At 56.8% G+C, this 19,950-nt stretch carries 16 protein-coding genes and 1 pseudogene; 10 read left to right on the forward strand and 7 right to left on the reverse strand.

Annotated features, from left to right (window positions below):
- Positions 1–19 precede the first annotated feature (19 nt).
- From QE453_RS07910 to QE453_RS07920, 3 genes are all read left to right on the forward strand, one after another.
- Entirely contained in the window at positions 20–1,105 is a 1,086-nt protein-coding gene (locus QE453_RS07910) for an ABC transporter ATP-binding protein (protein WP_045534429.1), read from the forward strand.
- Positions 1,102–2,787 carry an iron ABC transporter permease gene (locus QE453_RS07915; RefSeq protein WP_309776681.1) on the forward strand — a complete coding sequence of 562 codons (1,686 nt, stop codon included), beginning with the start codon at positions 1,102–1,104 and terminating at the stop codon, positions 2,785–2,787. Before QE453_RS07910 ends, QE453_RS07915 begins: the two co-directional genes overlap by 4 nt.
- A gap of 80 nt (positions 2,788–2,867) precedes the next feature.
- Positions 2,868–3,827, forward strand: a complete 960-nt coding sequence (locus QE453_RS07920; protein WP_136883408.1) for a hypothetical protein — start codon at positions 2,868–2,870, stop codon at positions 3,825–3,827.
- A 149-nt stretch (positions 3,828–3,976) separates the two neighbouring features.
- On the opposite strand, the gene QE453_RS07925 is transcribed toward QE453_RS07920, so the two are convergent.
- From QE453_RS07925 to QE453_RS07945, 5 genes are all read right to left on the reverse strand, one after another.
- The gene (locus QE453_RS07925; protein WP_135856324.1) at positions 3,977–4,540 is read right to left on the reverse strand and encodes a flavin reductase family protein; all 564 of its coding nucleotides are present in this window, start codon (positions 4,538–4,540) and stop codon (positions 3,977–3,979) included.
- Between the two features lie 11 nt (positions 4,541–4,551).
- The gene (fdxA, locus tag QE453_RS07930) at positions 4,552–4,887 is read right to left on the reverse strand and encodes a ferredoxin FdxA (protein ID WP_004438973.1); all 336 of its coding nucleotides are present in this window, start codon (positions 4,885–4,887) and stop codon (positions 4,552–4,554) included.
- Positions 4,888–4,990: 103 nt separating this feature from the next.
- Entirely contained in the window at positions 4,991–5,590 is a 600-nt protein-coding gene (locus QE453_RS07935) for a superoxide dismutase (protein ID WP_004438975.1), read from the reverse strand.
- 190 nt (positions 5,591–5,780) lie between these two features.
- Positions 5,781–10,268, reverse strand: a complete 4,488-nt coding sequence (locus QE453_RS07940) for a putative Ig domain-containing protein (protein ID WP_309776684.1) — start codon at positions 10,266–10,268, stop codon at positions 5,781–5,783.
- Between the two features lie 172 nt (positions 10,269–10,440).
- On the reverse strand, positions 10,441–11,010 hold the full coding sequence (locus QE453_RS07945) for a TetR/AcrR family transcriptional regulator (RefSeq protein WP_309776686.1): 570 nt from the start codon (positions 11,008–11,010) through the stop codon (positions 10,441–10,443).
- A 47-nt stretch (positions 11,011–11,057) separates the two neighbouring features.
- Between QE453_RS07945 and QE453_RS07950 the strand changes: the two genes are divergently transcribed.
- Positions 11,058–11,585: a dihydrofolate reductase family protein gene (locus QE453_RS07950; protein WP_309776689.1), complete on the forward strand. Its 528-nt coding sequence runs from the start codon at positions 11,058–11,060 to the stop codon at positions 11,583–11,585.
- A 40-nt stretch (positions 11,586–11,625) separates the two neighbouring features.
- Here the strand turns inward: QE453_RS07950 and QE453_RS07955 are convergent, their stop codons facing one another.
- Entirely contained in the window at positions 11,626–12,693 is a 1,068-nt protein-coding gene (locus QE453_RS07955; RefSeq protein WP_135856318.1) for a linear amide C-N hydrolase, read from the reverse strand.
- A gap of 109 nt (positions 12,694–12,802) precedes the next feature.
- Between QE453_RS07955 and QE453_RS07960 the strand changes: the two genes are divergently transcribed.
- The 6 genes and pseudogenes from QE453_RS07960 to QE453_RS07980 all read left to right on the forward strand — a co-directional run bounded on the left by QE453_RS07960 (position 12,803) and on the right by QE453_RS07980 (position 17,046).
- Positions 12,803–13,633 (forward strand): hypothetical protein, encoded by an 831-nt coding sequence (locus QE453_RS07960; RefSeq protein ID WP_135856317.1) that lies wholly within the window; start codon positions 12,803–12,805, stop codon positions 13,631–13,633.
- A 2,072-nt stretch (positions 13,634–15,705) separates the two neighbouring features.
- On the forward strand, positions 15,706–16,065 hold the full coding sequence (locus QE453_RS07970; protein WP_234882092.1) for a hypothetical protein: 360 nt from the start codon (positions 15,706–15,708) through the stop codon (positions 16,063–16,065).
- A 111-nt stretch (positions 16,066–16,176) separates the two neighbouring features.
- Positions 16,177–16,299: pseudogene (locus QE453_RS25235) on the forward strand (IS5/IS1182 family transposase); the annotation flags it as partial.
- A gap of 83 nt (positions 16,300–16,382) precedes the next feature.
- On the forward strand, positions 16,383–16,679 hold the full coding sequence (locus QE453_RS07975) for a hypothetical protein (RefSeq protein ID WP_135856313.1): 297 nt from the start codon (positions 16,383–16,385) through the stop codon (positions 16,677–16,679).
- On the forward strand, positions 16,565–16,846 hold the full coding sequence (locus tag QE453_RS25240; RefSeq protein ID WP_267900251.1) for a toxin C-terminal domain-containing protein: 282 nt from the start codon (positions 16,565–16,567) through the stop codon (positions 16,844–16,846). Before QE453_RS07975 ends, QE453_RS25240 begins: the two co-directional genes overlap by 115 nt.
- A 2-nt stretch (positions 16,847–16,848) precedes the next feature.
- Complete coding sequence (locus QE453_RS07980) at positions 16,849–17,046, forward strand: hypothetical protein (RefSeq protein WP_044459931.1); 198 nt, start codon at positions 16,849–16,851, stop codon at positions 17,044–17,046.
- A 174-nt stretch (positions 17,047–17,220) separates the two neighbouring features.
- On the opposite strand, the gene mobQ is transcribed toward QE453_RS07980, so the two are convergent.
- On the reverse strand, positions 17,221–19,641 hold the full coding sequence (gene mobQ, locus QE453_RS07985) for a MobQ family relaxase (RefSeq protein WP_309776693.1): 2,421 nt from the start codon (positions 19,639–19,641) through the stop codon (positions 17,221–17,223).
- Positions 19,642–19,950: the final 309 nt, after the last annotated feature.

The following is a 19,950-nucleotide window of genomic DNA, read 5'->3' on the forward strand; positions in this document are numbered from 1 at the left end:
ATATATCTTGGAGCAGCACATGGCCGCCGTTGAGATTAACAGCATCAAGAAAAGCTATCGTAATGTCGTTGCACTTTCCGACATCAGCATCTCAATTCCTTCGGGATCATTTTTCACGCTGCTTGGCCCGAGCGGTTGTGGAAAGACCACCCTTTTGCGCACGATCGCCGGGTTTCACCAACAGGACAGTGGCAGCATCAGCATCGAAAGACAGGCGATTGAGCATGTGCCCGCCCATAAGCGTGATGTCGGGATGGTGTTTCAGGATTATGCAGTTTTTCCGCATATTTCCGTGTTCGATAATATTGCCTTCGGTCTGAAGCAACGTAAGGCATCGTCCGCCGAGATCCGCGAACGAGTCGCCAAGATCCTCGATATCGTGCAGCTTGCTCCGTATGCCAAGCGCATGCCGCACGAGCTTTCCGGCGGCCAGCAGCAGCGTGTGGGCCTCGCGCGCGCACTGGTCATTAATCCCAAAGTGCTTTTGATGGACGAGCCGCTATCCAACCTCGACGCCAAACTGCGCGTGGACCTGCGGCGGGAACTGCGTGAAATCCAGCAGGCCATGAACATCACGACGGTCTATGTTACCCATGATCAGGAAGAGGCGCTCGCCATGTCCGATCTGGTTTGCGTCATGTATGGGGGAGTAATTCAGCAGGCTGCGCCACCCTGGGAAGTCTACAATAATCCCTCTAACCGTTTCGTCGCGTCTTTCGTTGGGGCCAATAACTTCCTGACGCTTGATCGCACGGGCGGGCAGATATTCCTGTCAGGCCACAAGGTTGCACTGCCGCAAGCGGATGCGATTTCACCGGAACGGAAGGTCGTCGCAGCGATCCGCCCCGAGGCGATTTCAGTGGGTCCTTCCGCGATCTCTGCTCAAGACCGCATCGACCTGCCCGTGACCATCCGTCAGGTCAGTTTCACCGGACGTGAAATGAACGTGGCGGCCGTACTCTCCTCGGGTGAAGAGATCGAGGCAATCACCAAGCCGTCACCAGAGATCATCGCCCTTGAGCCGAACCAGAAGACAACCTTTTCCTGGCGGGCGGCCGATACTCAGCTTTTCGGTGAAGGTGTGACGGGGGAGCGCTTGTCATGACGGATATGACCGCCACTTCAACGCCTGGAGGTTTCCGCCTGCGGCTGCCGGGTTTCTGGACAAGTGTCACGGCGCTTGCCGTGATCTTGCTGGCAATTTTCCTGATCCTTCCGATATTCAGTGTGTTTTTCACCAGCTTTTTTGATGCGAAGACCGGTGCGTTCGGGCTCAGCAACTACGCGGAGGTGTTCACGCGCCGGTTTTACACCGTGGCCCTCTGGAACACATTGCTGATCGGCGTCCTGGGCATGCTCGGTGCCTGTCTTCTTGGGATCCCGCTTGCATTTTGCACGTCGCGTTATCGCATCAAGGGACGCACATTCATCGCGACCTTTGCAGTTCTTGTTCTCTGCGCACCGCCTTTCATCGGTGCTTATGCCTGGATCATGCTGTTCGGTGCCAACGGTGCGGTCACCAACCTTTTGTCTTTTGCCGGCATCTCATTGCCAACGATTTATGGAATACCCGGCATCGTCATGGTCTTCAGCCTGAAGTTCTTCCCCTATATCTTCCTGATGACGGAAAATGCCCTGAACACCATCAACAAGTCTTATGAGGATGCGGCGGAAAACCTCGGCTGCACGGCGTTTGAGCGTTTCCGCAAAATCACCTTGCCCCTTGTTTTTCCAGCAGTCAGCACAGGTGCGATCATCTGCTTCGTGCTTTCCATCGCCGACTTCGGAACACCCGCCATTCTCGGCAAGGGCATCAGGACGCTGTCGACGATTGCTTATGCGCAATATACCTCCGAAATGGCGGGCACGCCGACCATGGCCGTCACGATTTCAATGGTAATGATCGGGATTTCCATGGCAGCGCTTCTTCTCCAACGGCGCATTCTCGCCAAGCGCCGTTACGCCAGCTCCCTGACCAACCGACCCGTTAAGCAGTCGATGCGCCCGCTGAAGTCATTCATCGTTCACGGTTTCTGCTATCTGGTAGTGTTCATTGCCATGCTACCTTCTCTAACGGTTATCTATACATCTTTCCTGGCGACGAACGGCCCCGTCTTTTCCGGTGGCTTCGGGTTGGACAGCTATGCTCGCATCTTGAGGGATTCCCCTCAGGCCATCGCCAACAGCTTTACCTTCGCACTGGCCGCAGTGGTGCTTATCGCGGTCGTCTCCGGACTCCTGTCCTTTATCGTCGTTAGGCGCGATAATGCCGTTTCCGGCTCGCTCGATCTGTTGTTGATGGTGCCGTATCTCATTCCGGGCGTCGTTATGGCGATCGGTTACGTCACGACGTTCCGATATCCTCCTTTCGATATCACCGGGACGGCGCTCATCATCATTCTTCTGGTGTTCATACGCCGGCTGCCCTATGGCGTCCGATCCACGACATCGATCCTCAGGCAGATCAAGCCATCGATCGAGGAGGCGGCGGTTAATCTTGGAGCTTCACCCGCAAAGACATTCCTGTCGGTGACGGTGCCATTGATGTTGCCAGGCCTCATCATCGGTTCGCTGATGAGCTTCATCACCGCCATCAACGAACTTTCCTCGACGCTGATCCTTTATACGGCGCGCACGATTACCATGCCGGTCCTGATCTACATCCAGGTAATCGACGGTGAATTCGGGACTGCGGCCGCGCTTTCGACCGTACTATTGGTTAGCACCGGGATCTGTGTCTTCGTCGTCTTTCGCCTTTCGGAAGACAAGGAAGCTTCCTTCGTCTGACCTCTTACACCCCAGTAAAGACAATAGCTGCGGTGACCGACGTGTCGCCGTCCGCTCCCCTCTGCAAGGAAATCAACAAAATGAATATCGCGAGCTTTTCGCAATCGAAATACAAGAACGCCGCAACGCCGGGGGACGACGTGGCAGTTCTTCTTCCCGGCCGGGTTCTGGCTGTTTTCGACGGTGCGACCGATCCGACCGGAGCGAGTTACGACGGGCTGAGTTCCGGCCGTATCGCCGCACTTGCCGCAGCAAACGCGGTCGCCGAGATGAGCATAAAGGGCACCTTGCAAAGCTGTGAGGCGGCAGCTCTGTTTCAAAGTATCAGCGACCTCCTGAAATGCGAGGCGAAGCGCATCAATGCAAGCCATCCACCATCCACAACGCTCGCGATTGTCGCAGATCTGGGTGACAGTTTTCGCCTGCTTCTGGCCGGGGATTCTGGTGTGCGTATCAACGGTACCCGCCTGCTGCAGCACGCCAAGCTGATAGACAAGGTCAGCACGTCGGCGCGAATTCATGTTTTCAAACAGCTTTTCGCGTTGCTTGGCGAGGGCGATGCAGCCGAGGCAAAAACCCGCGCTACCATATTTTCCGGCCTTCGCGCTGCCGTTAAAGCTAGTATCATGACGATGCCGGAGGCCGAAAACGTCGTCGCCGCCGCCGCTGTCGCAAGCGGCCTGCAAAACGACATCGACGCGGTCGAAGAGTTCCTGATGGGCGGCATTCGTGTCCAGCCACATTATGCAAACAGGCAAGGCCATGTTCTCGGTTACGCGTCGATCAACGGTGGGCAGGTGATAGGGGAGGGCTTGGTCGATCTCACCCTCGCCAAGGACACGGTCACAAGCCTCGAAATCTTCTCCGATGGTTATCTGTCATTGCCGACCGGTGTAGACATTGCCGATTGGGAGGCGGAATTTGCCCGCGTCGAGGCAGTGGATTTTCACAAGCTCGACGAATTCCCATCCGTGAAGGGATCGACATCCAACGAGTTCAGCGACGACCGGACGGTAATATGCCTGAAGACTCGGTCATAAATCTGCCGCGGCAGGTATTTCGTCGCTGGCTGTGTTCCACCAGGTTGCAAATCCCATGATTGACTGCCGGGCTCTCGCCACTTCGTGGGGTGTTGAAGCCTTCTGAAAGACGCTGTGTATCTGAGGTCGTCGGGAGGAACCCTGGATCGCTAGCCCCTCGTCTCTCTGCCGGTATAGGAGCGATCGCTCCAGAGCAGGGCTTTGCGTGAGGGATCCGGGATCGATTCGGTGATGGCGCCAACGAACAGGATGTGGTCGGCGGCATCAACGGAGCCGACGAGCTCGCAATCAAGGGAGAGTAGCGCCCCGGCAAGCCGAGGGCTTCCTGAAGGCCAGGAATCCCACTGGCCGATCGAAAACCGATCCGGCAGGTTTCCCTTCCCCGCGAAAACGTCGGCGATCTCTTCCTGGCCCCTGGACAGCGCGGCGACAGAAAACCGCCGGCTTGCGGCTATGAGGTCGACCATACGGCTGCTGGCGTCGATGGAGATCATCAGAAGCGGTGGCTCCGCGCTGAGCGGCATGAAGGAGGTGATCGTGCGTCCGATCCGCTCATCCCCATGGGCGGATGAGGCCACCGCGACGATGAAGGCGAGGGCGCTCATCGCGTCCTTGAACTCACGTGGTGAGACGGCCGGCCTAGCGGAGGCTCTAAGCGGAAGATGCGCGTGATTGACCGCACCGCCATCGATGAGCTTGAGATTATGAGACATGCGACGCCGGGCTAACCGCCCGCTCCCGGATTTTTCGAAAAAATGGAAAACTTGGCCGCCGCGCCATTCATGATATCGGCATTGTCTGGGGGCGCTCTCTTTTGATGCACGCGCGGCCAGATGCCGGAATAGTGGCGGTTAAGGTCGAGCCAGACGTGCAGTCCCGGCTCCGTATCTGGCCTGATCGCTGCGGCGGGGCACTCTCTCTCGCAAATGCCACAGTCGATACATTGATCGGGATGGATGACGAGCATGTTCTCGCCTTCATAAAAACATTCGACCGGGCAGACGTCCACACAGTCCATGTATTTGCAGGCGATGCAGTTTTCGGTGACGACATAGGGCATCTGGGTGCTCGAACGGAATGGCAGCCGGACGGCGGCTGTCCGGCTGCGCCTGAGCCGACGGGCCGCACGAGGTAGCGGCGCCGGCCAGATTGGTTCAATCAGATCAGAGACGACCGGCGACCGCCTGCCAGTTCACCAGATTATCGAGGAAGTTCTCGATATAGGCCGGGCGCTTGTTGCGGAAATCGATGTAATAGCTGTGTTCCCACACATCGCAGCCAAGAAGCGCCTTCTGTCCGGAGCACAGTGGATTGACCCCGTTTTCAGTGCGGGTAATTTGCAGAGAACCATCGGTATCAACCACCAGCCACGCCCAGCCGGAGCCGAACTGGGAAGCGCCGGCAAGGGCGAAATTCTGCTTGAACAATGCTACCGAGCCGAAGGACTGTGTCAGCGCCTCTTCCAGCACCTTGGGCATCGCATGATGCTCAGGCCCCATGATTTCCCAGAAGAGAGTGTGGTTCCAGTGCTGGGAGGCGTTGTTGAATATGCCGGATTGTGCCACCGCACCCTTCTCATAGGTGCCTCGGACGATCTCTTCGAGGTTCCTGTTTTCCCACTCGGTCCCTGATATCGCCTTGTTGAGATTGTCGACATAGGCTTTGTGATGAAGATCATGATGGAACTTCAGCGTCTCCTCGGACATCCCCGAGGGGGCGAGCGCATCATGGGCATAGGGCAGGTCGGGAAGCTGGAAAGCCATGGGGTATTCCTTTGTCAACTGTTCGCTCAAGAGCATGAAAGAGCCTTGCGAAATCAAGGTGACAGTACTTCTAGGACCTCTATCGCGGTTGAGGTCAAGTGGTTTTTTGATGTCATGCCAACGGCGTGCCGCCGCGGTGGTGAGGCAGGCCAGCCAACGGGACGGCGCTTCGGTTTACTTGCCTTTGCGCCTAGAATTTCTTGCTGACGCCGAGTTTCGCGCCTGCCGAGGTTTCCCCATCGCCCCCGATGTTGAAAAGGAGTGCTGCATCAAGCGACCAGTTTTCCGCCGTCTCCATGGAAACACCCGTCGCGAGGGAGCCAAATGCGCCAGATCCGTCAAGACTTGAGACGCCGACAGTACCCCCGAATCTCGGTGTGACGATCGAGCCGTTCTCAAGCGCAATCTGACGGGCCACCTCCGCGCCGAGGCTAACGCGGAGCTGTTCTTCGCGGAAACCTTCCAAGTCTATCCTGTCGCCAGCATCATTCCCCACGGCGTAATCATCAACTGTCTCGGAAAAATAGACGCCACGAAGTTTCGGCGTGAAAGTCGTAACGTCATCAATATCCCATCGACCGGAAATCGACGTGTCGAACAGCCAGCGTGTGGTATCGAACGACCCGTCCCAGAAGGGCGTATCGATGTCATTTGCGGACCCTCCATAAAGAAGGCTACTGTTCCAGAAAATTCCCTTAGCGATTTCGAGCGATGCGTTCGGGCCTAGGAGCCAGCCGTTGCCGGTCAGTTCATTGTCACCGTCGGTGGGGTCGGTCATCCGGTCGAAGTGAAACGAGAAGCCCAGCAGAGCTTTGTCGGAAAGCAGATAGTCCACGCCGGCCGAGACCATGGCGAAACTGCCCCATTTGCTACCCGATTCATCACGATTGTGAACGAGAAACGTACCGTCCAGCCAGATGTTGAAGGCTGGCAGTTCGCTCTCCGTCACTCCATCGGACCTTTCGCGGGCAGCTTCAATCTGGGCGAGGCTGGTGGAAAAGCCGAGGACCATCCCTTCACCGGACGGTGTTGCGCGGGAGGTCACGGCCTCCGTTGCACTGGCCATCTGCCGGCGTTCCAGAAGGCCCGGAACCTTGATGGTTGAAGCAAGAAGATTCTGTCTTGTGCTGACGAAACCGTGCACGAGGCGGTCTATCTCTCGTTCGACCGCATCCTCGTTATATGTCTTGATATCGTACGTGATTGTCGCCTCGTTTGACACTCCTGTTGCGGTTTTCAAACGGAAGCCGACCCTCGCGGCGCCCTTAAACGCAGGGTTCGGTACGAATTTCAGGTACAACCCCGTCGACTGGACCGGGCCAGCCTGCGCGAACTCGCCATATACGATAGACGCCTGCCCGGCACCTTGTGGAGTCACGTACGTCAGATCGGCGCCCGTGAATGGGCCTCCCGTGGCTTTTGCGGTGAGATTGACATTTTTCGGTGCCCCGTCTTTCACCTCGATCAGCTGATCTTCGACACTCACTTCACGTGGGGTCACCTTCAGCGTATAGCCAACAGAAAGCGTGCTTCCGCGCGCATCCCGCACCTGGATGGTAAAGGTGTAATCCCCTTCTGTCTCGGTTTCGAGCGGCCCGGTCAGTTCGCCTGTCGACACGTTGAGCACCATTCCACGTGGCAACGTTCCGCCGGTGAGACCGTAGATGAGCGGCGCGGTGCCGCCAGAGGCAGTTATGGTCTGGCTGTAGGCTTCACCCGCCATCGCATCTTTCAGTGCACCGCCGGCGGGCGAGAGTGAAAGCGCGCCGGGAGGTGGCGTTACCGTCAAGGTAATGGTGGCGGTGGAACTGCCCGACGAATTGCTGACGGTATAGGTGATGCTGTCGGTACCGGAGTAGCCGCTTGCGGGACTGTAGGTGAGACTGGTTCCGGCCACCGTTGCCGTGCCGTGTGACGGGCCAGCGACGAGGACCAGCGTGTCGACCCGGCCTCCGGAAAGGTTTAGCGGGACAGAGTTACCGGTACTGTCAGCAGCCACGGTCACTGCGCTGTCGGTTGCGACCGGGGCCTGCGCCAGCACGGCGATGTTGTAAATCGCCGACGCTACTACATCATCTGCGTCTCGCACCGTGACACTGAAGCTTGCGACGCCCTCCGCCGTCGGCACGCCAGCGATTTCGCCCGTTGCTGCATTCAAGCTCAAGCCGCTCGGAAGCGTGCCGCCGACTGCGTACTGATAGGGTGCACGTCCACCTGAAACCGAGATGATGGCCGCGTAAGGTACTGCAGTAAAAGCATCGGCCAGTCGTCCGGGAGCGGGCGAGAAAACCAGCGTCGTTGCAGTCACATTGATGTTGACCGTCGCCGGTGCCGACGGACCGCTGACATTGGTCGCAGTGTAGGTAAAGCTGTCGTGGCCGGTATAGCCCGGCGCCGGCGTGTAGCTGATCGTGGTTCCAGTTGCGGTCGCCGTTCCATGCGCCGGTGCAGTCGCAACATTAACCGTGGTCGCTGCGCCGCCCGTTATGTCAAGGGGAAGAACGTTGTTGGACGAATCCGGCAGGATCGTGACCGAAACATCGTTTGCAATGGGCGCCGCTGGGTTGACCGTGAAACTACGCGTGACCTGCGTTGCGGCGAGGTAATCGTCGTTACCTGGCTGATCCGCGTTGATCGTGCACGTGCCGGTCGATACAAATGCCAAGATGCCGGTCGTTGTAACCGTGCAGACGGCTGTGGTGCTGGATGTGAAGACAGGCGTCAGGCCGGAATCGCTTGTCGCTGTCAGAGTGGGCGTTGTACCGAATGTCTGCGTGCCGGGATTGGTGAACGTTATTGTCTGGGCTGCACGCGGCGTAACGCTGTTTGATGACGCCGAGGGAGAGCCGGCCCCCACACTGTTTTCGGCTGTCACCGTAAACGTGTAGCTTTGGCCGTTTGTCAGGCCGTTAACAATGATTGGACTGCTCTGTCCCGTTACGGGCATGACGTCCGCCGGGCTTGCGGTGACTATGTAGGACGAAATAGAGGTGCCGCCGGTTTTCTGCGGAGGCTGAAACGATACCGATGCCTGCGTATCGCCAGCGGTCGCAGAGATGCCTGTCGGGGCATCGGGAACGGTGGGGGCGACGTTGATGGAATAGGCCCGGCTACCTGTTTCGCCATTTGCATCCGTTGCGGTAATGGTGAAGGCCGTATTCTCTGCTGCTAACGGCGTACCGGAGAGCACGCCAGCGGACGACAGTGTCAAGCCATACGGGAGAGTCCCCGTGGTTACTGAAAGGACTAGGGGGAGAGCGCCACCCGAGGCCGTCAGTGTCTGGCTGTAGGCGGTATCGTAGGTTGCCGCGGGAAGACTGGTCGGATTGATTTCGATGACGGGAGCGGCGATCGCCAGCGTATAGGATTGCGAGCCTGTACCGCCCGTGGAATCCGTTGCGGTCACCGTAAATGGGAAATTGCCGCTTCGGGTAGGGGTGCCGCTGAGTTCCCCGTTGGTTGTCAGCGAGAGACCGGGCGGAAGCGAACCAGCCGATACCGCAAAAGTGTGTGGCGCGGTGCCACCACCCGCGGAGAGGGTAATCGGCCCATAGGACTGCTGATAAACAGGGTTTGAAATCGTGACCGGCGTAATTCTTACCGGGTCATAGGTCACACTGTTGTCTGAACTTGTGGACGCTTCGTTTGGAAGCCCCGCCGGCGTCATCACGCTTCCGGCCGGAATGGCTGCAGTGACGGTTCCGGCGCGGCTCATTCCGGTTACCGCAACCCGGTAACTTGGGCCCAAGCCCGTGATCGCGACATTGGTCGCTCCTGCGGTGCCGGAAAGCTGAATGTCGGCTGCGGAAAAACCGACGATCGGCTTGTCAAAAACAACATCAAACAGGATTGGAGAGCGAGAGGTCGGATCTGCCTGAGTGGCGGCCTGATTGATCGTCACCGTTGGATTCGTGTCCACCGTATGGCTTGAGCCGGAGCCTGTACCCGTGCTGCAACCGCCGCCGCCTGAATAGGATGCGTTTACCTGATAGGTGCCGGACGCAAGGGTCGTGGTACGAAATGTGGCGGACGACGCCGGGCTGACTGGCCCTGTCGGCGACAGGCCGAGATTTGCAGATTGCGAACCGATGGAAATGTTGACGCTGCCTGAAGGTGATTGGCCGGCGTTGCAACCCATCGAGGAGACCGTCGCGGTCACGGCGACTTCTTGTCCGGGTATTGAAGGATTTGGCGACGATGTCACCGAAATGACAACGGGTCCGCCATCAACTGCTCGAACGACAGTCGGATTACTTTGGAACGACACAGGGATGCCGCCAAGTCTGAGGCCGGTGAATGAGGCTAGTTCCGTGAATTGGCCGGACATGACATCCATAGCATCCACTTGATAAGTAGCCGTGCAGAAAAGCTGCGCTCCGGTTCCTGTTGGGCTGTTGAATGGGTTACAGGAGATGTCCCTTTCCTTGATGGACGTCTTAGCGGGATCTAGCGTTGTTAAACTGTATGAGCCGGTGTCAATGACGAAGTCAAAGCGGACGGTGTCGCCGACCCGAGTGAACGTGTCGGGAGTGGCCGTCATCGAAACAGATTGAGCGAGGCTGGTCGTTACCGAAACGGTAACGAGCGCCAGGGCAAGCGAAGCCGCCGTCAGTATCCCGTAAAAACTCGACGCCGCACCACGGGCAACGTCACTCCACCAACTACGCCCGCTGCCCATATGCCCCCCAGCATTAGAATGTGCGAATATGCGAGACTTTGCTAGAGATGATTGGAGGTGGGAGTCAACCTCTGCTTGAATAAATCACAGGTGCTTCTTGTTATTTGCGGACAGCGTGTCGTTTTTGCCCCATCTGAAGGCGAAAAGTCGGTGCAACGATGAGGATTTCTGTTCACCGCCCGGCCCGTTCCACCATATCCACCCAATCCTGAAGCGCTCTTCGAATTGCCGAATCCGCATCTTCACCGCGGGTGAACGCCCACCACGTGTGCGCGCCCTGCCAGACGGCAGCCATCTGCCAGCCGAGACTTGCTTCGGTTTCTTCATCTTTCGAGACCCGGCGCCCCAGCGATTGTGCAAGAATCTTGCCCCAGAGGGCACCTTTCGCCCTGAGTTTCGGATTGCGGATATCTTCTCTAAGCAGCAGTAGCCCGTCGCAGGCGTTCTTTTCTGCAGCGTCACCCGGCATAAGCCGCATCAGCAGGGATATCGCGCCCTGCGGCGTCAACGGCTCCTCGTCGTCCGCTGCCCGCGTCTGCGCCAGCAGGTTGTCCCATGCGCGCATCAGCACAGACTCCACTAGGTCTCCGCGGTTGCCGTAGCGCTGTACCAGCGTAGCGGCAGAGAGGCCACTGGCTTTGGCGGCGGCAGCAAAGGTCAGGCCGTCAGGCCCTGTCTGCAACATCAGCGGCAGCAGGGCGTCAAGCACCTCTTCATCGGAAACAAGCTTGTGTCTTGGCATGAGGATATTTATAAACGTATATTCATTTATAAATCAAGGAGGGTGAAATGGCGGTCATTCGCGGATATATTGCTGCCAGTCTGGACGGCTTGATCGTATCGGGAGACGGGTCTCTTGACTGGCTCTACAAGTATGACGACATGAACCTCGGCGAGCATGACTATCGCCTGTTCCTGAAGGGGATAAGGACCGTGGTCATGGGGCGGGCGACCTATGATTTCATTGCCGGGGAGCAAGGTCCGTGGCCCTATGACGGCCACCGTGTCATCGTCGTCACGTCGCGGTCGATCAAGGAGCCGAAAGGCGCGCTTGAAGTGCGCGCCGACCTGGATTCGCTGATCGAGGAGCTGCGTGCTCTCGACGACGGCGATGTCTGGATGCTGGGCGGGGGCCGGCTGCAGATGGCCTTCATGGAGCGCGGCGCGCTGGATGAGATCGAAATATATGTGATCCCGGAAATGCTCGGCTCCGGCCAGCCTCTCTTTCCTCTGACCGGTTATCGGGCAAGCCCGACGCTGATAAGTGCAACAGCAATCGACAAGGGCTGTGTGAGATTGCATTACCGCTTTTCGTGACGCTCCGGCGACCATGGAACCGCAGCGGCCAGGATGAGACTCAAAGCCCCAGAAATTTGAAAGGTTGAGTCTCCTTCAGGCTGTCATTCGCCATGCCGGAATAGATATGGATCTGATTGGCGCCGAGGTCGAGTTTCTTCACTGCACCCGTCTCCTTGGAAAGATCGAGCTTCGTCAGGTCGATCCAGAAAATATTCGGCGTCAGCGCGGACTCGAAGAAATAGAGCTTGCGTTTGTGATCGATCACCGTGCGCCAGCGGGTGGAGGATATGTTCGGCTGGTCCGGGGTCGTGATGCCGTAAGGAACGGAGACGTTACGGATGACACTGAATACGCTTGCGATGGCTTCGACCGGGTTTTCGCTTTTGGGTATTGCGTTTGCGTAAAAGGATGCGCGGGCGAAACGGTCGGACGCGCGGTTCGTGCCCGGCAGCATGACGGTGCCGCCAATCTGCTTCCAGTATTCGTTCAATGCCAGCTGATGGTCGAAAGTCGGCGAATTGGTCATCACCTGATACTGTCGGCCGTGATGGATGACCTGCTTGCCATCGATATATTCAACGATCGCACTGTCGCCGCTCCCATCGGAGAGCGATAGATGCAGTGTCGCCAGACGCTCTTCGCCGGGGACATTATCAGTCACGATCGTGAACGGGTTTTTCTCGAGCGCACGCACCGCTTCCTCCACGGTCGCGAAATTGTCGAGCACATATTGCGCCCATGCTGCGATGGACAAGCCCGGAGATTTCCCGTCATAGACGGGATAACTCGACTCAACGAGCCAGAGAACGTTGGCCGCCAGGCCCGCCTCGTTCACGCCGTCCGTTGTGGAAATGTCATAACCCGATGCGATGACGCTGCCATATTTCGAGGTCCATTTTATGGAGTTCGGACCGGCCTCACCGGAACGGTCCATGCCGCGGGGGAAAACCCAGATATTTGTCCCCACATCGGTTTTCCAGTCCATCGAACGGGCCGTCATTACCTGATTATTCTCGCCCAAATAAACGAAACGCGTGCAGGCTTGCGCAACTGACGTGGTGAGCGTGGCGATGGAAACCATGGCGGCGGTGAAGGCAGAGAAAAGCGGCAGGGTCTTCGGGCGCATTTAAACGTCTCCGGTGCTTTCGGTACAAGATACAGCGTATGATAGAAGATCGGACTTGTTGGCGGGAGTCAAATAGGTTTAGCTACGGGCGTTAGTTGGGGAGAAGGCATTGCTAAAATTATCGGTCTTTGCGGTATTTACGGCCTTTTCCGCAACTGCGGCCTCAGGCGCGGATGGGGTTCGTGCCGCGCCCGCAACGGTTGATGGAGCCGATTGGGCGTTTCAGGCCACGGGTTATCTATGGGCCACTGGTTTGAACGGCAACATCTCGCCGTTCCAGCGGGCGCCGACGCTTCATGTCGAAAAATCCTTCTCCGACGTGATGGAGGATCTCAACTTCGGCGGGTTTCTTAACGTCTGGGGCCGTTATGACCGCTTCGTCCTTTCCGGCGACATCATGTATGTCGATACTACGGACAGCAAGGCGGCCGGACCGCTGCCAGCGCTGCAGATTCCCGGTTTACCAACCTTGCCGGCCGGCGCTGCAATCGATGCAGATGTCGACACGCAGGAATTCATGGCGACGCTACAGGCCGGGTACCGCATCGTTGACGCAGATGGATTTTCGCTGGACGCGCTGGCCGGAGCTCGCTTCTGGCATATTTCCAATGAGGTGGCGGTGACCGCCAGCCATCCCCTAATCGGCAGCGTGTCCGCCACCCACACGGAGAGTTTTGGCTGGATAGATCCCGTCATCGGCGCGCGCGCTTTTTTCGGCTTGACGGATAAGCTTTCCGTTCAGGCGCAGGTGGATATCGGCGGCTTTGGCGCGGGATCCGATCTCACCTGGTCTGCGCTCGCGACGGTGAACTACATCTTCACGGACACATTGTCCGTATCGGCAGGTTACAAGGTGCTCGACGTGGATTACTCAGACGACGGTTACGTTTTTGATTCGAGGCTGAGCGGGCCGGTGGTCGGTCTGACCTATCGGTTCTAGCCATTGAATTGCGTTGTCTCGCCACCGTTCATATCCCATCTGAGAAACAATTTTAGTTTCCCCTTAACTTTGGTTTCCATCCGGTCTTGCACACCAACGCTTGCAATAACTTCTGGTTGTTGTTTGACTCGCGAAAACGCACGAATGGAGATTGGCGGATCGCGCTTAAAATTTACGGATGAAAAATAATATCCATGCCATGGTGTTGGCAAGATTGATTATTACGTGAATTTTCAGCGTGCGCGGTTCCTTGGGCAAATGACTTGCGACTATCGTTTCGCAAAGAAAGTTACTACTTTAACGCTTCTTGGATCAGATGAACTGATCTATGCACCCGGTAGGGGATCGACAGCAAGGATAGCTGCAGAGTGAAGCATGGGCGGAATTGCCGCGACAAACTTCATTTCAAATGCAGGCCTCCCAAATATGCTACTTGCTGCTTTCATTCCGGGTTTCCGATGGCTACTCCCTCCTGATTTTTATCTCGCAGTTGCGCCGGCCACTCGAATCTTCGCAACATCCCCGGTCGCCGTGCGGGCAGAGCGGAATGCCTCCGTTAAGTCGACGGACGCTTTCAAGCGGACCTTTGCCATTTCGCTTTTTGCGAGCCTGATCGCGTCAGGGCAGGCAAGTGCACAGTCGCCCGCCGATTGGCAAAGGGGGGACACCTGGAAACAATCAGGCCCAAAACAAGCAGGTAGACGATATAGTGCGAATGCTAGGACTAAGCCCAAACCAGCGCAGAAGGCTGCACGACGAGATTACGGGACAAGGCTATTCGTTTCACGAGATAAAGCAAATTGCAGTCGACATGTTTGACTTGAATTAGAGGTATTGCGACTTTGAATGGCGAACTTCTCAAAAATATCTTCCAACCCATAATAGGTGAGCCAGCTTGGCTGGTGCGATTGGGGCATGGAAGCTTCCTAACTTTCGAGTTTGGAAGGGCAGGTATACGGCGTATAGAGCCCACCACGAGGAAAAAGCGGCGAAGTATATCAGTTCAAGGGGAATGGCATCTGTGGATTTATTGTTGTCGCTGGCACGTTTTAGATAATGCTGCTCTATTGGCGAGTAGCAATTCAGACCAGTCTCAGATGTCGAGGGCCGCGCATTTTCTCGACGGCCAAATTTTACGTTCGGTCTCTTACATACCAGATACTATGCGATGCCGGTTCGAGTTTGATTTAGGTGGGGTCTTAGAGACGTGGCTCAATACTGATGACCCCGCTGAACAGTGGTTACTTTACCACAATCAAGATGACGTATGGATCCTCAATGCTGCAAATGAACTCGAGGCCGCGCCGTATGATGAGAAGACGAACTAGGTCCTGTTGACAAACTTATCAGTGATAATGCGATAAGATCGCTCCTAACGGAGGATTCGATGTCCGGACCTGATCGAGAAATACGACTTCGACTTAGTGTGCAACGCGCCTTACTCGGGGCCGTATCATCGACGCTCGCCGCCGTTACGTGCGGCTGGAGCGGCAACAAGATTGTGCTGGAATTCTTGATCGATCACGATTTCAGCGATGATGACCGACAACGCATGGAGGTGGTCGCATCGGAGGTCATCTCGGATTTTGGTTATGAAACAATAATGACTGTCTTCACGTCTCCACCATCGGATGGACCGCAGGTTCCGGTTGATAGGCGATGGTGGGCTTACAGGCGATTTGAGCCATTGCTGGGCTAAAGGCGTTGTGTGAAGTGCGGCAGCCAGATTTTTGCGGCGGCCAGCGAAAGGAACGCTTCGAGGAAGTTCGGGTCTTGTCGTAACGGGGGGCAATCCGTCGGAACTGTCTGAGCCTGTTGAACATTCGTTCGATGCGGTTGTGGTCTTCATATACCTTGAAGTCGCAGGGAGGCGGGTCTATCCATAGAGCATGATTCAAGACTGCCTTTTAGGAAGCGATTTTGGCTCGCGGCGATCTGACGGATTTGGAATGGCGGATTGTTGGAGGACTACTGCCCACTGAGCGCGGGAGGAAATCTCGCCCTTCTCACGATAATCGGCAGTATCTCAACGGAATGTTGCATGTTCGCGGGTCGGGTGCCCTTGGCGCGACATGCATGAGCGGTATGGCAAGTGGAATTCCGTCTACGTGCGCTTCCGCCGTTGGGCAGAACAAGGCGTATGGGATGTCCTGCTGGAGACGCTTGTCGAATTTGGCTTGACCGATGACTGGCAGCATATGATTGACAGCACCACGGTTCGCGGCCATTCTCAGGCTGCGGGCGCAAAAGAGGGACTTATAAGGAGGCTTTCGGTCGATCACGCGGCGGCTTTTCGACAAAAATCCACGCCGTGCGGACGGTCAGGGACGCCCTCTCGGCTTCATCCTGACAAGGCGGTGAAGCTTCGATTACAATACCGTTCCCGATCTATTAGCCATGCCGGTTGCCAAGCCGAGGCTGTTTCTCGCTAACAAGGGCTATGGCAGCGACGCTCTGCGCGAAGAGTTGCTGATCCACGGGGTCAGGCCCGTTATTCCTCCGAGGGCCAACGGCAAAGACCAACCGCCTGTGACTTCACAGTCTACATGGACCGAAATCGTATCGAGCGGCTGTTCAACCGGCTGAAGCAATTTCGTCGTGTCGCCACCCGATACGATAAAACCCAAAAATCCTTCGCCGCCTTTCTCGTGTTGGCCGCCGCATAAATATTGTTGCCACACTTGCTCTGGTTCATGAGTTGTGCACCTTAGTTAAGACGGTAACACGTTGCAAAAAAAGGAGAAAATTCTTGTATGACTTCAATCATTTAGACCGAATAGCGAAAGACCTGATCGCAACTGGGAAGGCAGCGGACGCGATCAAGATTTATCTTTTCATGGCAGATGGCGACCAGTCGTTGGATGCCGGATATCTCGGGGAGCGGTTGGGAGAGTGTTATGAGAAGATTGGTGACCTGCATGCCGCAAAATATTGGTATGGAAGAGCGGTGGAGGAAAATCCCGACGTCAGGCTGATTTCTGTAGCAGCGCGTCAAAGGCTCCACGAAGTCAGCATCGAAGCTTTTTTGGGCGACGCAGAAAAGTAGTTCTTAACGAGCACCTCAAGCTACTTTGTCAACAAAACCTCATAACAAGGGATTTGGATGGTCATAATGGAGGCGCTTGGAAGATGGCCACTTCCGTTAAGGACCTCGGAGGTAAGGGGACGCGCCTCGGAACTTATGACTCAAATCTGAATCGTATAGGGGATTGATAATGAACGTTAAAGACACAGATCATAAGGATTGGGCTAATAGAGGGAAAACCATTGAAGAGTTGATAAAGGAACTTCAGTCCTTTGAAAACCAAGGGTTGCCGGTAGAGATATCCATCGATGGAGGTGATGATGTCCGACCGATCAGTCTTGTAGGAAAAAAGGATGGGAAATGCTTGCTCATCTATCTGAATAAATAGTTTATCAACTCCAACTCGTCCACTACACCCGCACCGGCTCAGGACCGATTGCCGAGGAAGACCACAGCCACAACCGGTGAAACATGGCGCGGAATCGGCGAAAAGCTGGCTCGCTTCATGTTCTGGTAATTTGAGGATTATCAAAGCTGACGCCAGTGTTGTTGCCAGCGCACACTATCGGCTCAGTCCAAGCCCCGGAGACCGGGCCAGTTGCTGTTTCAGCGCGTGGTCATGGCTGAGTTCTGCATGGCGTGCACGATGCACCAGGCCGGCGATTGCCTTGATCTGCTCGGCCTGCTTTGCGAGCTCCGGGCGTGCCTCAAACTCCTCGGCGAACCTGCGAGGATCGCAACTACCAAACCGCCGCGCGAGCGCATCAGCGACCAGCTTGGCCTCGTCGAGCGCGGCTCGGCCCCCAGGTAACGATCGCAGCTCTTTGATGAACTTGCTTCGCCTCTCGACCGGCATCTTCTCCATCTTCGCAAGGATTTCGGCGCTGCGCGGCGTGAGGCCAGGCACTTCGATGACATCACGTTGCTCGCGTTGCCATTGTTCGCTCTGACGCTCTTCGCCAAGCCGGCGCTCCCATGCCTCGGAGACATACCCGATATGGGCAGAGAGAGACCTGGCATATTGCAGCGCCTCTTTCCGCCCCTTGTTGTTCCCGAACAGACCCGATTTGCCGCGTAGCTCCCCGAAGCGTTCTGGCTGCTCTGCCATGGCCTTCGCCATGATATTGCCGTTGCCTTCCTTCTCGGTCATCGCGGTGCGCAGTCTCGCTGAGACCTCGGCCGGATCACGGAACACGCGCCGCACCAGAGATTCGACTGTATCGAATTGCTGATCGATGACGGACATTGCCCTCATCTGCGCCACCTCTTCGATGCTGCTTTCGTAACGGGTGATTGCTGGTACCAGCGGAGCTTGCTTACCGGTTTCCAGCAACGATTGCTGGCCGGCAGCTTCTGTGGGGGCAGGGGCGGCGCCGTCTTGCGACATGAGATCGGACCACCGGATGCGGCGATATCCTTTGTTGTCCTCTGTCCGGTCGTCGCGCCGTCCGTCATCGATATTTCCGGCGAACTGATTGCGAGGATCTTCGCGACGAACAGGGCCGGCCAGATCGCCGGCAGGTTCCTCGTAAACCCGCTGACGTTCCGATGGCCGGCCCTGCTGTTCCCGTTGCAGATGGGCCGCGCGGGACATGACCTCTTGACGCTCATTCCGGTCGGAAGCAAGTTCGATCTCGCTTTTGAGCCCGAGCTGCTCCGCGATCCCTTGGTCGCCTGCGATGCATTGGTCGCTTGCGATCCCGCGCCGCTCGGCAAAGTCGCTGATGTAATCCAGCGTCGTTTCCTTCGCGCCGGAACGCGACAGGCGGCCTGCCAGTTTCTGGTAGGCCAGTTCGTCACCCTTGATGACACGCCATGCATTTCGCTCGGCCTTTGTGCCGTCCGGAAGCGTGACAGGCGTGGCGCCTTCATGCTGCAGTCCAATCCTGTCTCCGATCTCTGGCGATGCATCTCGCATGGCCCGCTTGAGATCGACGCCCCACACCGTGCGGCGCTCGCCCTTGTCATTCTCCAGCGTCACAAAATAGCAGTCGCGTGATTGCGGATTATGCTCGTAGGGCGCTACGCCGTGATCAACCAGCCGGCCCGCATTACTGAACTCCGTGATGTCTGCATAGAGCTGCACGCTGTCGCGATGCCTTGTCATGGCGACATAGGTCAGATGCCGGTCCATGGTGCCGGACGCCAGCACAAAAGAGCGATCGACCGTCGCGCCCTGGTTTTTATGGATCGTCGTTGCATAGCCGTGGTCGATCGCCTGGTAGCGGTCCGTCAGAATGCTGACACTGTCGCCGCTTCGACCATCGAGCCGGCCACGCTCGACGGCCATTCCCTGCTGGCGCATCTGCGAGGCATGCACGCCCATATGTTCGGTCGGCGACAACTCAAGACCGCGCTCCACATGCGAGCGATGATCGATGCGAACATCCAGGCCTTCGCGTTGAAGCTGACGGTTGGCGATGCCTTCCCACGCCTGCCTGATATCGCGAAGCTGCATGTCGGTTGTCGCCATGCCATTTGCCAGCAGCCGTGCGTTCTTGTGCCCCAGATAAGTCTTCTCGCCAAGGCGGGTTCTGCGAACCTGTCGCGTCGTCATCAGCACATGCGCGTGATGGTTCCTGATGTCACCATGCTCGCTTGGCGAATGGATGGCAAAATCCACGGCTGCGCCATAGCGGTTTGCCAGATCCCGGGCAAAGGCGCGTGCAGCTTTTAGTCGCCCTTCGGGCGAAAGCTCATGCGGAAGCGCGATTTCGAATTCGCGGGCGACGCGGGCGTCTTTTCGCTTTTCTGCAAACTCGGCAGCATTCCACAAGGCAGAGCGATCCAGAGCCCAATCGGCAGAAAGACCGTCCGGCAGCACAATCTCCTTATGCTCCACGCCCTCTTTGCGGGTGAAGTCATGGACAAGGCCATCGCGGTGATTGGTGAGAAGAACCGCGCAACGATAGGCGGCGGATGCCACGGCGCTTCGGCCGGATGAGCGCGAGACAGGTTTGGTGCTGAGATGATAAATCGCCAAACGAAATCTCCGATCCGCAAACGGGGAAATTCAGCGCTCCAATGCGGTGCAAGTCGTAAGTGCGCCCTTGTCTGTTTACCGGTGGCGAGGCTAGCAACAACGAACGGCGATTTCGACTACTAAAAGTAGTAGTCGCCAAGTGACAATTGCTCGTGTTTGAATAGGGAGACAAAACGCATCAGGGTATGGCGATAGGCGCCGGTTGATCGCACGAAGGACAAGGGGCAATGCGCATGTGGATAGTCCGGTAAGACAGGCACTCGATTAGCGGCTGCCAAAAATCGGAGTTTCAAAGAAGTTTACAATGGA

The organism is Agrobacterium sp. SORGH_AS_0440 (assembly GCF_031453135.1).
In the GTDB taxonomy this organism is placed as follows: domain Bacteria; phylum Pseudomonadota; class Alphaproteobacteria; order Rhizobiales; family Rhizobiaceae; genus Agrobacterium; species Agrobacterium pusense.